Origin of the sequence: Bacillus sp. DE0042 (assembly GCF_007680225.1) — a bacterium.
Taxonomy (GTDB): Bacteria; Bacillota; Bacilli; order Bacillales; family Bacillaceae_G; genus Bacillus_A; species Bacillus_A wiedmannii.
The window spans coordinates 159787-175691 of the sequence record NZ_VEJP01000003.1 but is presented as its reverse complement, the minus strand read 5'-3'; the positions used below and the strand labels follow the sequence as shown (position 1 = coordinate 175691).

The 15905-nt window shown below is 36.6% G+C and carries 16 protein-coding genes and 1 pseudogene; 16 read left to right on the top strand and 1 reads right to left on the bottom strand.

Going from position 1 to position 15905, the window contains the following annotated elements:
• Positions 1-133 precede the first annotated feature (133 nt).
• From rimP to dpaB, 16 genes and pseudogenes are all read left to right on the top strand, one after another.
• On the top strand, positions 134-604 hold the full coding sequence (gene rimP / locus FS802_RS14900) for a ribosome maturation factor RimP (RefSeq protein ID WP_000359098.1): 471 nt from the start codon (positions 134-136) through the stop codon (positions 602-604).
• A 17-nt stretch (positions 605-621) separates the two neighbouring features.
• Positions 622-1728 carry a transcription termination factor NusA gene (gene nusA, locus FS802_RS14895; protein WP_000102596.1) on the top strand — a complete coding sequence of 369 codons (1107 nt, stop codon included), beginning with the start codon at positions 622-624 and terminating at the stop codon, positions 1726-1728.
• 11 nt (positions 1729-1739) lie between these two features.
• Positions 1740-2012 carry an RNase P modulator RnpM gene (rnpM, locus tag FS802_RS14890; RefSeq protein WP_000071127.1) on the top strand — a complete coding sequence of 91 codons (273 nt, stop codon included), beginning with the start codon at positions 1740-1742 and terminating at the stop codon, positions 2010-2012.
• Positions 2013-2324: a YlxQ family RNA-binding protein gene (locus tag FS802_RS14885; RefSeq protein ID WP_001286521.1), complete on the top strand. Its 312-nt coding sequence runs from the start codon at positions 2013-2015 to the stop codon at positions 2322-2324. It begins immediately after the preceding gene.
• 4 nt (positions 2325-2328) lie between these two features.
• Positions 2329-4389, top strand: a complete 2061-nt coding sequence (gene infB, locus FS802_RS14880; RefSeq protein WP_000036353.1) for a translation initiation factor IF-2 — start codon at positions 2329-2331, stop codon at positions 4387-4389.
• Positions 4386-4667 carry a DUF503 domain-containing protein gene (locus FS802_RS14875; RefSeq protein ID WP_000582364.1) on the top strand — a complete coding sequence of 94 codons (282 nt, stop codon included), beginning with the start codon at positions 4386-4388 and terminating at the stop codon, positions 4665-4667. The genes infB and FS802_RS14875 overlap by 4 nt, the downstream gene beginning before the upstream one ends.
• 15 nt (positions 4668-4682) lie before the next feature.
• Complete coding sequence (gene rbfA, locus FS802_RS14870) at positions 4683-5039, top strand: 30S ribosome-binding factor RbfA (RefSeq protein WP_000776445.1); 357 nt, start codon at positions 4683-4685, stop codon at positions 5037-5039.
• An 86-nt stretch (positions 5040-5125) separates the two neighbouring features.
• A complete protein-coding gene (gene truB, locus FS802_RS14865) occupies positions 5126-6049 on the top strand; it encodes a tRNA pseudouridine(55) synthase TruB (protein ID WP_000399354.1) in 924 nt (307 codons plus the stop codon).
• 43 nt (positions 6050-6092) lie between these two features.
• The gene (gene ribF, locus FS802_RS14860) at positions 6093-7064 is read left to right on the top strand and encodes a bifunctional riboflavin kinase/FAD synthetase (RefSeq protein ID WP_000766716.1); all 972 of its coding nucleotides are present in this window, start codon (positions 6093-6095) and stop codon (positions 7062-7064) included.
• Between the two features lie 100 nt (positions 7065-7164).
• Positions 7165-7434 carry a 30S ribosomal protein S15 gene (gene rpsO, locus FS802_RS14855; RefSeq protein ID WP_001229392.1) on the top strand — a complete coding sequence of 90 codons (270 nt, stop codon included), beginning with the start codon at positions 7165-7167 and terminating at the stop codon, positions 7432-7434.
• A 160-nt stretch (positions 7435-7594) separates the two neighbouring features.
• Entirely contained in the window at positions 7595-9733 is a 2139-nt protein-coding gene (gene pnp / locus FS802_RS14850; RefSeq protein WP_000076761.1) for a polyribonucleotide nucleotidyltransferase, read from the top strand.
• Positions 9734-9886: 153 nt separating this feature from the next.
• Entirely contained in the window at positions 9887-10786 is a 900-nt protein-coding gene (locus FS802_RS14845; protein ID WP_098653384.1) for a polysaccharide deacetylase family protein, read from the top strand.
• Between the two features lie 86 nt (positions 10787-10872).
• A complete protein-coding gene (locus tag FS802_RS14840; RefSeq protein WP_000593005.1) occupies positions 10873-12114 on the top strand; it encodes a M16 family metallopeptidase in 1242 nt (413 codons plus the stop codon).
• Between the two features lie 129 nt (positions 12115-12243).
• Positions 12244-12495: a YlmC/YmxH family sporulation protein gene (locus FS802_RS14835; protein WP_098653385.1), complete on the top strand. Its 252-nt coding sequence runs from the start codon at positions 12244-12246 to the stop codon at positions 12493-12495.
• A 274-nt stretch (positions 12496-12769) separates the two neighbouring features.
• Positions 12770-13672: a dipicolinic acid synthetase subunit A gene (dpaA, locus tag FS802_RS14830; protein WP_000954740.1), complete on the top strand. Its 903-nt coding sequence runs from the start codon at positions 12770-12772 to the stop codon at positions 13670-13672.
• Positions 13669-14094, top strand: a pseudogene (dpaB, locus tag FS802_RS14825) (dipicolinate synthase subunit B); the annotation flags it as partial. The gene dpaA and the pseudogene dpaB, both read left to right, overlap by 4 nt.
• Positions 14095-14126: 32 nt before the next feature.
• Here dpaB and FS802_RS14820 read toward each other — a convergent pair.
• Entirely contained in the window at positions 14127-15674 is a 1548-nt protein-coding gene (locus tag FS802_RS14820) for a recombinase family protein (protein ID WP_144525155.1), read from the bottom strand.
• Positions 15675-15905 lie beyond the last annotated feature (231 nt).

The window sequence follows — 15905 nt, the reverse complement described above, 5'->3', positions numbered from 1 at the left end:
TAATACTAAGACAGATATTCCCTGCTTAACGGCAGGGGCTTTTGTTAGCTAACGAGAAAGAATAAGATGGACCGTTTTTATGGACGGGGTCTTTTCTTGTAAATGGTACATGGCGGCAGGAAGGAGGCTGTTTATGGATAAGAAAGTCACAGAAGTTGTAGAAGCATTTGCGCAGCCAATCGTTGAAGAGTTAAATCTTGAACTTGTAGATGTAGAGTATGTGCAAGAAGGACAAGACTGGTTCTTACGCGTATTCATCGATTCTGAAAAGGGAGTCGACATTGAAGAATGCGGTGCGGTAAGTGAACGTTTAAGCGAAGCTTTAGATAAAGAGGATCCAATTCCTCATCTTTACTTTTTGGATGTATCATCTCCTGGAGCGGAACGCCCATTAAAGAAAGAGAAAGACTTCCAGCAAGCGGTAGGAAAACAAGTGGCAATTAAAACATATGAGCCGATTGATGGTGAAAAAATGTTTGAAGGAAAGCTACTTTCCTACGATGGTACTACAATTACATTATTATTAACAATTAAAACACGTAAAAAAGAAATCCAAATTCCAATGGATAAAGTTGCAAATGCGCGACTTGCTGTTACGTTTTAGTTAGAAGGGGGATCTTCATGAGCACTGAGTTGTTAGATGCCTTGCTCGTATTAGAGTCAGAAAAAGGAATCAGCAAAGATATTATTATTGATGCGATTGAAGCAGCGTTAATCTCTGCTTATAAACGCAATTTTAATCAAGCACAAAACGTTCGTGTGAGCTTTAACCCAGAAGTGGGAACAATTCAAGTTTTAGCACGTAAAGACGTTGTAGATAATGTGTTTGATCCACGTCTTGAAATTTCTGTTGAAGAAGCAAGACAAATTAATCCAAACTATCAAGATGGTGACGTACTAGAGATTGAAGTAACACCAAAAGATTTCGGTCGTATTGCAGCACAAACTGCAAAACAGGTTGTAACACAACGAGTGCGCGAAGCAGAGCGTGGTGTTATTTACTCTGAGTTTAGTGACCGTGAAGAAGATATCATGGTGGGTATCGTACAACGTCAAGATGCTCGTTTTATCTATGTAAGCTTAGGGAAAGTAGAAGCTTTATTACCTGTAAGTGAGCAAATGCCAAACGAACAGTACAAACCACATGATCGTATTCGCGTATTCATTACGAAAGTAGAAAAAACAACAAAAGGACCACAAATTTACGTATCACGTACACATCCTGGTCTTTTAAAACGTTTATTCGAAATGGAAGTTCCTGAAATTTATGATGGAACTGTTGAAATTCGTTCTGTAGCACGTGAAGCTGGCGATCGTTCTAAAATTTCTGTACATGCAGAGAACATTGATGTTGATCCAGTAGGTTCTTGTGTAGGACCGAAAGGACAACGTGTACAACGCATTGTAGACGAATTAAAAGGCGAAAAGATTGACATCGTTCGCTGGTCAAATGATCCAGTAGAATATGTTGCAAATGCTTTAAGCCCATCACAAGTTGTTAAAGTTCTTGTAGATGAAGAAGAAAAAGCAACAACTGTTGTTGTTCCAGACCACCAACTGTCATTAGCTATTGGTAAGCGTGGACAAAATGCACGTCTTGCAGCTAAATTAACAGGTTGGAAAATTGATATTAAGAGTGAGTCTGATGCGAAACAACTTGGTATTGTAACAGAAGAAGATAGCGTAATCGCATTCGGATTCGATTCAGTTGAAGACGAAATCGAATAGAGGTGATGAGTATGAGCAATCGAAAAGTTCCGTTACGAAAATGTGTTGCAACGCAAGAAATGAAATCAAAACGAGAGCTCGTTCGCATTGTTCGTTCCAAAGAGGGAGAAGTGTCCATTGATTTAACTGGAAAGAAATCAGGACGAGGTGCTTATTTATCAAAAGATAAAGAAAGTATTCTTCAAGCCCAAAAGAAAAATGTTTTGGAACATCATCTAAAAGCGAAAATCGACGGTTCTCTATACGAAGAGCTTCTTGAGCTTGTTGAGAAGGAGTCGAAATAAGTGTCCGATTGGAAATCGTTTTTAGGACTAGCAAACCGGGCTCGGAAAATTATTTCGGGTGAAGAACTTGTTTTAAAAGAAGTACGAAGTGGCAAAGCAAAACTTGTATTGCTATCTGAAGATGCGTCAGCAAATACTACAAAACGCATCACGGATAAAGCGACGTATTACAACGTACCAATGAGAAAGGTCGAAAATCGACAACAATTAGGGCATGCGATTGGGAGAGACGAGCGAGTCGTTGTAGCTGTGTTAGATGAGGGCTTTGCGAAAAAGCTGCGTAGCATGCTCGATACAAATTACCGGGGGTGAAGGTATGAGTAAAATTCGAGTGCATGAATATGCAAAACAACATAATATCTCAAGTAAAGATCTTATGACAAAACTAAAAGAAATGAATATCGAGGTTTCGAATCATATGACAATGTTAGAAGATGAAGTAGTAAATAAATTAGATAATGCGTATCAAACTGAAAAACCTTCTGTTGCAGATGAGTTTGAAGTAGAAGAAAAAGTTGTTCGTAGTAAAAAGAACAGCAATAAGAAAAAGAAAAAAGGCAAGGGAAATGAAGACAAACGTCAAGATAACTTTGCTGGAAGACAACAAACACAAACTGTAGAAACACCAGATAAAGTTACTTTCTCTGGAAGCCTTACAGTAGGTGAGCTTGCTAAAAAATTAAGCAAAGAGCCATCTGAAATTATTAAGAAGCTCTTTATGCTTGGAATTATGGCAACAATTAACCAAGACTTAGATAAAGATACAATTGAGTTAATTGCTACTGATTATGGTATTGAAGTAGAAGAAGAAGTAGTTGTAAGTGAAACTGAATTTGAAACATTCATCGATGAGCAAGATGATGAAGAGAACTTAAAAGAGCGTCCAGCTGTAGTTACAATTATGGGGCACGTTGACCATGGTAAAACAACTCTACTTGACTCTATCCGTAATTCAAAAGTAACTGCAGGCGAAGCAGGTGGAATTACTCAGCATATTGGTGCATACCAAGTTGAAGTAAATGACAAGAAGATTACATTCTTAGATACGCCTGGTCACGCGGCATTTACAACGATGCGTGCTCGTGGTGCGCAAGTAACGGATATTACAATCCTTGTTGTTGCAGCTGATGATGGTGTTATGCCACAAACAGTTGAAGCGATTAGCCATGCGAAAGCAGCTGGAGTACCAATTATTGTAGCTGTGAATAAAATGGATAAACCGGCGGCAAATCCTGATCGTGTAATGCAAGAATTAACAGAATATGAATTAGTTCCAGAAGCTTGGGGCGGAGATACAATTTTCGTACCAATTTCTGCAATTCAAGGTGAAGGAATTGACAACTTATTAGAAATGATTCTTCTTGTAAGTGAAGTAGAAGAATATAAAGCAAATCCAAACCGCTATGCAACTGGTACTGTAATCGAAGCACAGCTTGATAAAGGTAAAGGAACTATCGCGACATTACTTGTTCAAAACGGTACACTTCGAGTTGGAGATCCAATCGTTGTTGGTACTTCATTCGGACGTGTTCGTGCAATGGTAAGTGATATTGGTCGTCGTGTAAAAGTTGCTGGTCCATCAACTCCTGTTGAAATTACAGGTTTAAACGAAGTACCACAAGCAGGAGATCGTTTCATGGCATTCGCTGATGAGAAGAAAGCTCGTCAAATCGGTGAATCACGTGCACAAGAAGCGTTACTTGCTCAGCGTGGTGAAAAATCTAAATTAAGCCTTGAAGATTTATTCCAACAAATCCAAGAAGGCGATGTAAAAGAAATTAACTTAATTGTGAAAGCAGACGTACAAGGTTCTGTAGAAGCAATGGCAGCGTCACTTCGTAAAATTGATGTTGAAGGTGTTAAAGTTAAAATTATCCATACAGGCGTAGGTGCGATTACAGAATCTGATGTTATTTTAGCTTCTGCATCTAATGCAATTGTAATTGGATTTAACGTACGCCCTGATGTGAATGCGAAGCGTACAGCTGAATTAGAGAATGTTGATGTTCGTTTACACCGTATTATCTATAAAGTAATCGAAGAAATCGAATCAGCAATGCAAGGTATGCTGGATCCAGAATTCGAAGAAAAAGTAATCGGTCAAGCGGAAGTACGCCAAACATTCAAAGTAACAAAAGTTGGAACAATCGCAGGTTGTTACGTAATTGACGGTAAAATTACACGTGATAGTGGCGTGCGTATTATCCGTGATGGCGTAGTAATTTTCGAAGGACAACTTGATACGTTAAAACGTTTCAAAGATGACGTAAAAGAAGTTGCACAAAACTATGAGTGTGGTATTACAATTGAGAGATATAATGATCTTAAAGAAGGGGACATCATTGAAGCGTACATTATGGAAGAAGTGAAGCGATGATTATCGCTTCACTCTCATTCGAGTGTATGATTTACGATGTGCATTCTTTAAAAGAGAAACGAGCAATTTTGCAACGGGTGCTAACTCGTGTGAAGCAGCGTTATAACGTAGCTGTTTCAGAAGTAGGGCATCAAGATGTATGGCAACGTACAGAAATTGCAATTGTTTCTGTATCCTCTAATCGTGTTATTTGTGAAAAAGAAATGAATCGTGTACTCGAGTACATCGATTCATTTCCTGAAATTGAACGTACAATAACACAATTGGAATGGTATTGAATGAGGTGAAGAGTTATGAAATTACGTGCAAACCGTGTAGGCGAGCAAATGAAAAAAGAATTAGGCGACATCATCAGTCGTAAAATTAAAGATCCACGTGTTGGATTTGTTACAGTAACAGATGTACAAGTGAGTGGGGATTTACAAATTGCTACAGTATATATTTCTGTTTTAGGTGATGAGGAACAGAAAGAAAGTACATTAAAAGGTTTAGCGAAGGCAAAAGGCTTCATTCGTTCAGAAATTGGTCAGCGTATTCGTCTTCGTAAAACACCGGAAATTTCCTTTGAGTTTGATGAGTCTATCGGATATGGTCATCGAATTGATACACTTTTACATCAAATTAATAAAGACGGTAAACGTGAAGAATAATGGATAGACATTTGTCTATCCATTTTTTCAATGCAAAATAAATTTTGGATAATTACTATGAAAGAATTATGATGAGGTGAACATATATGGAAGGTGTAGTATTATTACATAAGCCAAAAGGCATGACATCACATGATTGTGTATTTAAATTAAGAAAGATATTGCGTGAGAAACGAATTGGTCATACAGGAACATTAGACCCAGATGTAACAGGAGTATTACCTATTTGTGTGGGGCGAGCAACGAAGATTGCACAATTTTTAACGAGTGAGACGAAAACATATGAAGGTGAAGTAACACTTGGATTTTCAACGACAACTGAAGATGCTTCTGGTGAAGTTGTTGAAACGAAAAATGTAGATCGTGTTATTACTCGTAAGGAAGTAGAAGGGGCTCTTGCTGCATTAACAGGTACGATTGAACAAATGCCTCCGATGTTTTCAGCTGTAAAAGTTAACGGGAAAAAATTATATGAATATGCAAGAGCAGGACAAGAAGTTGAACGTCCGGTTCGTACAATTACAATTCATGAATTTGTATTACTAGATGACCGTGAAGTGTTTGAGGGGGAAAATATTTCATTCCGTTTCCGTGTAACGTGTAGTAAAGGAACATATGTAAGAACGTTAGCAGTAATGATTGGTGAAAAACTTGGTTTTCCATCACATATGTCTCACCTTGTAAGAACAGCTTCTGGTGAATTTTTATTAGAAGATTGCATATCATTTGAAGAAATTGAAGAAAACGTGCAAAATGGAACAGTAGAGTCTATCTTCATTTCAATTGATGAAGCGTTAAGTAAGTTCCCGAAAATGGTTGTAGATGAAAAGCAAGCAGAGAAAATAAAGAATGGTATGTTCTTAAAAAATGAATTGCAAATAACAGCGCCATTTATAACAGTGTTTGATAAAAATGATCGCTGCCTTGCAATTTTTGAGCACCATCCAAAACACCCTGGTATGCTAAAGCCGATGAAAGTACTTGTGAATAATCAAGAACTAAAGCTATAATGAATTATTGGAAGGATTATTACAGAAAAAGGTGAATTCAAGCGTGAAACTTATTCATTTAACTCATCCACATGAACAAAATAAATTAGAATTACCACCTACTGTAATGGCATTAGGATTTTTTGATGGCATTCATTTAGGGCATCAATGTGTAATTCGAACTGCGAAACAAATAGCGGATGAACGGGGATATAAAAGTGCAGTTATGACATTTTATCCGCATCCATCTGTTGTTTTAGGAAAAAAGGAAGCGCATGCGGAGTATATTACACCAATGTGTGATAAAGAAAAAATAGTCGAAAACTTAGGGATCGATATATTATATGTTATTAAATTTGATGAATCGTTTGCAGGCTTATTGCCACAACAATTTGTAGATGATTATATTATTGGTTTAAATGTAAAGCATGTAGTAGCAGGGTTTGATTATTCATATGGACGTTTAGGAAAAGGAAAGATGGAGACTTTACCATTTCATGCAAGAGGGGAGTTTACACAGACTGTGATTGAAAAAGTTGAATTTCAAGAAGAGAAAGTAAGTTCTACAGCATTACGAAAGTTAATTCGAAATGGCGAAATGGAACAAATTCCATCTATTTTAGGCAGAGCATATACAGTAGGGGGAACGGTTGTACACGGTGATAAGCGTGGACGCCAAATTGGTTTTCCCACAGCTAATGTAGGTTTAAGTGATGAGTATCTATTACCACCTGTAGGTGTTTATGCAGTGAGATTAAAAGTTCACGATGAATGGTACGATGGTGTATGTAATATTGGATATAAACCAACTTTTAAAGAAGATGAGCGTCAATTATCTATTGAAGTGCACTTATTTGAATTTAACAAAGACATATATGATCAAAATGTTACAGTAGAGTGGCATATGCGTATAAGAGAAGAGAAGAAATTCAATGGCATCGATGAATTAGTTGAACAAATTGCAAAAGATAAGAAAACAGCACAAGAATATTTTGCGAACGAAAAGAATATACTTGCTTTTTCAAATGAAAAGTAGTATTCTATGTTATGTACTTTATGACAACCATTGCTTGGCATTGCGACTCACCGACGCTTGCTAGGTAATTGGGGGTTTAATTAATAGGAGGTGAAATAGGATGGCTTTAACACAAGAGCGTAAAAATGAAATCATTGCACAATTTAGAACTCATGAGACTGATACTGGTTCTCCAGAGGTTCAAATTGCTGTCCTAACGGAGCAAATTAACACTCTAAACGAGCACTTACGTACTCACAAGAAAGATCATCATTCACGTCGTGGTCTATTAAAGATGGTTGGTAAACGTCGTAACTTACTAACTTACCTTCGTAATAGCGATATCACACGTTACCGTGAATTAATCACAAAGCTTGGCTTACGTCGATAGTCAAAGAAGCGGGAATATTCCCGCTTTTTTGTTAGGTAAAAATATATCTTCTACCCTTTATAGCTTACTTCATTTTCGGTAATACTAGAGGTAGAATATTGTGATATGCTATCCATTTACATAGAAGAATTGAATACTTTAAATTGAGAGGGGTACTTAAATGAGTCAAGAAAAGCAAGTCTTCTCGATAGATTTAGCTGGTCGCCAGCTAACAGTTGAAACAAGTCAGCTTGCGAAGCAAGCGAACGGAGCAGTATTAGTAAGATATGGCGATACAGCGGTTCTATCTACAGCAACTGCATCAAAAGAACCAAAAAATGTAGATTTCTTCCCACTTACAGTAAACTATGAAGAGCGTTTATATGCAGTCGGAAAAATTCCTGGCGGTTTCATTAAACGTGAAGGTCGTCCGAGTGAAAAAGCAATTTTGGCAAGTCGTTTAATCGACCGTCCAATTCGTCCACTTTTCGCAGATGGTTTCCGTAACGAAGTACAAGTTGTCAGCATTGTAATGAGTGTTGATCAAGATTGTTCTTCTGAAATGGCAGCTATGCTTGGTTCTTCATTAGCGTTATCGATTTCAGATATTCCATTTGAAGGCCCAATCGCGGGTGCAACAGTTGGTCGTATTAACGGCGAATTCGTTATTAATCCAACAGTAGAACAGCAAGAACAAAGTGATATTCACCTTGTTGTGGCTGGTACGAAAGATGCAATTAACATGGTTGAAGCAGGAGCAGATCAAGTGCCTGAAGAAACAATGTTAGAAGCAATTATGTTTGGACATGACGAAATTAAACGTCTAATTGCATTCCAAGAAGAGATTGTACAAGCTGTAGGTAAAGAGAAAACAGAAGTGAAACTTTATGAAGTTGACGCTGATCTTAATCAAGCTGTACGTGAAATGTCTGAGAAGGATATGCATTCTGCAATTCAAGTACATGAGAAACATGCACGTGAAGATGCAATTAACGAAGTGAAAAAGCGTGTAATTGAGCATTACGAAGCGCAGGAAGCTGACGCTGATACATTAGGACAAGTAAGTGAGATTTTATATAAAATTGTAAAAGAAGAAGTACGTCGTCTTATTACAGTTGAAAAAATCCGCCCAGATGGCCGTAAAGGTGACGAAATCCGTCCATTAGCATCAGAGGTTGGTATTTTATCTCGTACACACGGTTCTGGTTTATTCACACGTGGACAAACACAAGCATTAAGTATTTGTACATTAGGTGCATTAGGCGATGTGCAAATTTTAGATGGTCTTGGTGTAGAAGAATCAAAACGCTTTATGCACCATTACAATTTCCCATCATTTAGTGTTGGTGAAACAAGACCGATGCGTGGACCAGGTCGTCGTGAAATTGGTCACGGTGCACTAGGAGAACGTGCTCTTGAGCCTGTAATTCCATCTGAAAAAGATTTCCCATATACAGTACGTCTTGTATCTGAAGTTTTAGAATCAAATGGTTCTACTTCACAAGCAAGTATTTGTGGTAGTACTTTAGCAATGATGGATGCTGGTGTTCCGCTTAAAGCTCCAGTTGCAGGTATTGCAATGGGTCTAGTTAAAACTGGTGAGCATTACACAATTTTATCTGATATTCAAGGTATGGAAGATCATTTAGGTGATATGGACTTTAAAGTAGCAGGTACAGCAAAAGGTGTAACTGCACTGCAAATGGACATTAAAATCGATGGTCTATCTCGTGAAATTTTAGAAGAGGCATTACAACAGGCGAAAGTTGGTCGTGTGCACATTCTAAATCATATGTTATCTGTTATTGCAGAGCCACGTACTGAATTATCAGCTTATGCTCCAAAGATCATTACAATGACAATTAACCCAGATAAAATCCGTGACGTTATTGGGCCGAGCGGTAAACAAATCAATAAAATTATTGAAGAAACTGGCGTTAAAATTGACATCGAGCAAGATGGTACAGTATTCATTTCTTCAATAAATCAAGAAATGAATGACAAAGCTAAGAAAATTATCGAAGATATCGTTCGCGAAGTACAAGTAGGTGAAATCTACGAAGGAAAAGTGAAACGTGTTGAGAAATTCGGTGCTTTCGTTGAATTATTCAGCGGTAAAGACGGATTAGTACACATTTCTGAACTTGCACTTGAGCGTGTAGGTAAAGTAGAAGACGTTGTGAAAATCGGTGATGTAATTACAGTTAAAGTTATCGAGATTGACAAGCAAGGTCGCGTGAATCTATCTAGAAAAGTATTGCTAAAAGAAGAGCAAGAAAAAGAAGCTGCTAAAGAAGAAAACAAACAAGAGCAGCAATAAGTAAAAGCCAGTTAAACTGGCTTTTTTTTGTTATGTAAAAAATATGGTTTATATATATTTTTATGTCAGTATAGGTATAGTTTTCATTATAACGCTCAAATTAACAAAGATAAGAAGAAAAAAGGTTTTTATATAGTTAATGGGAGGGTTTATATGAAAGCTCGTATATTGGCATACATATGTATATTCTTTTTATATGTCAGTGTAGGCTCTTATTCCGTTTTTGCACAGGATAATTTGTATGAAGAAATTCAAAAACATGCAAAACAATATGAGATTGCACCTCAAAATGCGATGATTGATAAAATATGGAAAGCAACACCAGGATATAATGGAAGAAAAGTTGATATCGAAGCATCCTATAATAATATGAAGAAGCTAAAGAAATTTGATCAAAAATATCTGGAATTTAGGGAAGTATCACCGGGTGTCCACTTAGAAGATTTATCACCAGCCCCAATTTATAGGGGACATCCAAATAAAAATATGGTGGGATTAACAATAAATGTGGCGTGGGGAAACGAGTATTTGCCTCGTATATTAGAAATATTGAAAAAACATGATGTGAAAGCGACTTTCTTTTTAGAAGGACGTTGGGTGAAAGAAAATTTAAGATTTGCAAAAATGATTGTCGATGCAAATCAAGAAGTTGGAAATCATTCTTACACACATCCTAATATGAAAACGCTATCTTCTGATGAAATACGAGATCAGTTACAAAAAACAAATCGAATGATCGAAGCAGCTACGAATCAAAAGGTAAGATGGTTTGCTCCGCCGAGTGGAAGTTTTCGGGATGAAGTCGTGAAAATTGCAGATGATTTCCAAATGGGAACGATTATGTGGACTGTAGATACAATTGATTGGAAGCGACCGGATCCAGATGTACTATTGCAGAGAGTGATGAGAAAAATACATCCAGGTGCTATCGTATTAATGCATCCAACTTCATCTACAGCAGAAGCATTAGATACAATGATTACAAAATTGAAGGAACAAGGATATAAAGTAGGGAATATAACAGAATTACTGGATGAAAAACGTGTGGATTAAATACATTTGCATGACATTCATCCTTAAACTTGTTATCATTAAATAATAGCACTTATTTAGAGAAACTGGCAGTAGGAGGAAAGTTTTTGATTAAAAAATATACTTGTAAAAATGGTGTAAGAATCGTTATGGAGAATATACCAACCGTAAGATCGGTTGCGATTGGTATTTGGATCCATGCGGGATCAAGAAATGAAAATGAAAAAAATAATGGGGTTTCTCACTTTTTAGAGCATATGTTCTTTAAAGGGACAGAAACACGTAGTGCACGCGAAATTGCAGAATCATTTGATAGCATTGGTGGGCAAGTGAATGCTTTTACTTCAAAAGAATACACTTGTTACTATGCAAAAGTGCTAGATGAGCATGCTAAATATGCTTTAGATGTATTAGCAGATATGTTCTTTAATTCAACATTTGATGAGGAAGAACTGAAAAAAGAGAAGAATGTCGTATGTGAAGAAATTAAAATGTACGAAGATGCTCCAGATGATATTGTGCATGATATGTTAACGAAAGCAACATATGAAACGCATCCGCTTGGATATCCTATTTTAGGAACTGAAGAAACGCTTGATACGTTTACAGGTGATACGCTACGCCAATATATTAAGGATCATTACACACCTGAAAATGTCGTTGTTTCAGTTGCAGGAAATATTGATGAAGCCTTTTTACAAACGGTAGAGCAATATTTCGGTAGTTATGAAGGAACAACAAACCGTGAACAAGTACATAGCCCAATTTTCCATTTTAATAAGGTAGCACGTAAAAAGGAAACAGAACAAGCTCATTTATGTTTAGGATATAAAGGCTTACAAATGGGACACGAAGATATTTATAACTTAATTGTATTAAATAACGTTTTAGGTGGTAGTATGAGTAGCCGTTTATTCCAAGAAGTACGTGAGCAACGCGGGTTAGCCTACTCAGTATTTTCTTACCATTCTTCTTATGAAGATACAGGTATGTTAACGCTGTATGGTGGAACAGGTAGCCAACAATTAGATACACTGTATGAAACAATGCAAGAAACATTAGACACATTGAAAAATACAGGTATTACAGAAAAAGAGCTTATTAATAGTAAAGAGCAATTAAAAGGAAACTTAATGTTAAGTTTAGAAAGTACGAATAGCCGTATGAGCCGTAATGGTAAAAATGAATTGCTACTTCGTAAGCATCGTTCACTTGATGAGATTATTGAAAGTGTAAACACTGTAACAAAAGAAAATGTTGATGAGTTAATTCGTAACATGTTTACAGATGAATTCTCTGCAGCATTAATTAGTCCAGATGGAAAACTTCCAAAAGGAATAAAACTATAATTGCTTTATATGAAGTATGTAAAAATAACCGTATCTCTTTTAAAAGAGATACGGTTATTTTTTTTTGATATACAGAATAGGTACTAATTATGGATAACTTAAATTCATAATTCGGTAGGGGGAGAGTGTATGCGATTAAGTGAATTAAGTGGCAAAGAGATTGTAAATTTAGAAAGAGCCGAAAAAATGGGAGTTTTAGGTTATGTGGATTTAGAGATTGATGAGAAGGATGGCCAAATACAGGCTCTTATCATACCGGCTGGGAAATGGGGAGGTTTTAAAAAGGAACCACAAGAAGTAAGAGTCAAGTGGAGCCAAATTAAGAAAGTAGGGCACGATATGATCCTTTGTGATATTACGGATCATTCAAATTCGGAGTGAAAGGTGGCCATTTTGGTCATCTTTTTTTTGTTCATTCTCTTCTGAGTAAAAGCTCACATGAATCGAGCGTTTACCGGAAATCAATTTCCCGTATAATGTCCTCTCATATGTCGAATGTTGAGATGGAGGCCTAACTGCATACAAATAGCGGGATAAATCATACGTGCTTTCGTTTTTCAATCACCTAAAACTCGTACATTACATATGATGTGGAGGAAAAAGAAAAAGTAGGCACTTTTCTTATAAATGACAGAAAAAGAAGGTGAATTAGGGAATGTTGACTGAGATGCATATTGCTGTCATAGGAGGAGATGCAAGACAGCTAGAAGTAATTCGCAAGCTAGTTGAATTGGATGCGAAACTTTCATTGATAGGGTTTGATCAGTTAGATCATGGCTTCACAGGGGCAGCAAAAGAAAGTATACAAAATTTAGATTTCACTTCTGTAGATGCAATTATTTTGCCAGTTGCAGGTACAAATGCCAAGGGAGAAGTAGATACTATTTTTTCAAACGAAAAAGTTTCTATAACGAAAGAACAAATTGAAAATACACCAGAACATTTTACTATATATTCAGGTATTGGTACGCCTTACTTGGAAAATCTCGTATCTACTACAAACCGCAAACTTGTTAAATTATTTGATCGTGATGATGTGGCAATCTACAATTCTATTCCAACTGTAGAAGGTACATTAATGATGGTAATTCAACATACCGACTATACAATTCATGGTTCCAATGTAATGGTTTTAGGATTTGGTAGAACAGGGATGAGTGTTGCCAGAGCATTTCAATCATTAGGAGCCCATGTCAAAGTTGGAGCAAGACGATCGGAACATATTGCACGTATTACAGAAATGATGTTTTCTCCTTTTCATATGCAAAATATTGAGAAAGAAGTAGGAAATATCGATATTGTCATTAATACAATTCCGCATCTCGTCGTGACAGCGAATGTTATTTCGAAAATGCCGGCTCATACGTTAGTAATTGATTTAGCTTCTAAACCAGGCGGTACCGACTTTAGATATGCGGAAAAAAGAGGAGTCAAAGCGCTGTTAGCACCTGGATTACCAGGTATTGTTGCTCCAAAAACAGCAGGACAAATTTTAGCGAACGTTCTTTCTCAGTTACTAGCAGAAGACGTAATAGCAAGAAAGGAGAATGGGGAATGAATTTAAAAGGGAAAAGAATAGGGTTTGGTTTTACTGGTTCACATTGTACGTACGAAGAAGTAATGCCTCATTTAGAAAAATTAATTGCTGAGGGAGCAGAAGTACGCCCCGTTGTTTCTTATACTGTTCAATCAACAAATACGAGATTTGGAGAAGGAGCAGAGTGGATTAAAAAGATTGAAGAAGTAACAGGATTTAAAGCAATTAATTCAATCGTTGGCGCAGAACCACTAGGACCTAAAATTCCACTAGATTGTATGGTAATTGCACCACTAACAGGAAATTCTATGAGTAAATTTGCAAATGCAATGACAGACTCTCCAGTACTAATGGCAGCGAAAGCGACGTTAAGAAATGGCAAGCCTGTCGTATTGGCTGTTTCGACGAATGATGCTTTAGGGCTGAATGGAGTAAATCTAATTACACCAACAAGGTGATGACAAAGCATAAACGCTTATATGTCGCCATCTTGAGGGAGCTTAGGGTAAAGAACAAGTTCGAAATCATCGAGCCTTTGCCACTTTTCCTTTTTATAAACAGCCTTTTCTAAAACCGACTTTAGGAGGCTGTTTTTCTTTTTGGGATCATCTGTTTTAGAGTATAGATCTAGAACATGCTCCACTTGAGGTATTGTATCTTTCTTCACTTTTTCCTTCTTAATTTCTGTTTTAATTTCTTTCTTTAAGTTTTCCATCGTGGAAGTAATTTCAGTAATGCGATCAGAAATTACATTCGAACGTTCTAAAAACATATCGACTGTGTAAACACCACGTTCTAATAAATCATGTAAATTATTTTTTTGTTTTTGGACATCCACCAATTCTTTATCAAGCTTGCGTAATGCAGCTTCATTCATTTGAATAACTTGTGTCTCTTTTAATTTGTCATCTTGCTTATGTTTTTCAAAATCAGCTTTATAATTGATATACCATTCTTTTAAAGCCTCGAGTAAACGCTTCTCGATTAATTCAGTGTAGCTTGATTTGTTTTCACAGCCACGGTGTTTACAATCCATAGTTTCTTTTCGGTTCTTAGGATAACGTTGGACCATACTATAACCACATTTAGCGCATTTAATAATACCAGCTAGAGGGTTTTTAATGCCGTTCGTATTGTAAGGAACGTGATATCTTGAGTTTAATTTTTCTTGCACTTGTTCAAACAAGCTTTCAGGTATGATTGGCTCATGTTTTCCATCAGCAATAATCCAATCTGATTTATCTTGACGGGCACAACTTCTTTTTATAGCGTCAGGACGTTTTACTTCTTTTCGTTTTTGCCACGTCACTTTTCCGATGTACACATTGTTCTTTAACATATCTAAGATGCTGTAGGGGTTCCATTCATTACCTAACTTACTTTTGTAGCCAAGATCATTTAACTTGCTTCGGATTGCGTTAGCCCCCATATCCTCATTTGCATACCAATCAAATATCATTCTTACAACTGAAGCTTCTTCTGGATTAATCGTTAAAGTACGTTCTCGCTTATTTAAGCGATGGATATCATATCCGAATGGTGCATGTGTACCAAGGTAATTCCCAGCCTCTACACTGGCGACGCGACCTCGTTGCATACGTCGTGTAATAATCTTTAACTCCTTACGAGCCATAAAAGCTTCAAATTCGCTGTATTCTTCGTCCCATTCATCATTAAGGTCATAAGTCTTCCTAGGCGTCATAATCTTTGTATTCGAGCGTTTAAACGTCTCTAAAATGATTCCTTGCTCTTTCATACCACCACGACCTAAACGGTCCATATCCATACAAAGAACAACATCATATTTATTGTCTTCAATTTCTTCAAGTAGTGCTAACATCTCAGGGCGTTTCACTAAGCTCTCACCAGAAACAATTTCCTCACGGACAGATAAAACATTTAAGTTCATTTCCTTGGCAATTTTCAGCAGGGTAGTTCGATGTTTTGCTAATGTTTCTCCTTCGCCTCGGGCTTCAGCTTCAAGATCAGCGCGGGATTTTCTTAGGTAGATTGCTGTTTTCATAAATATAACCCCTTTCATATCATGTATTATATAAAATTATAATAATAGTAAGAGAAGTTTCATAATAATAATAATAAGTTTTCTTTTATGTGTCCCTCAAGAAAACTTATTATTGTTTTTTATGTGAAATAATGCAGGGAAAATGTTTTTTTTGATTAAGATTAATTATATAATCGTATAATGTCTTACTGAATGAACATATGTTAGAATTGAAAAGGAACACTAGTAATG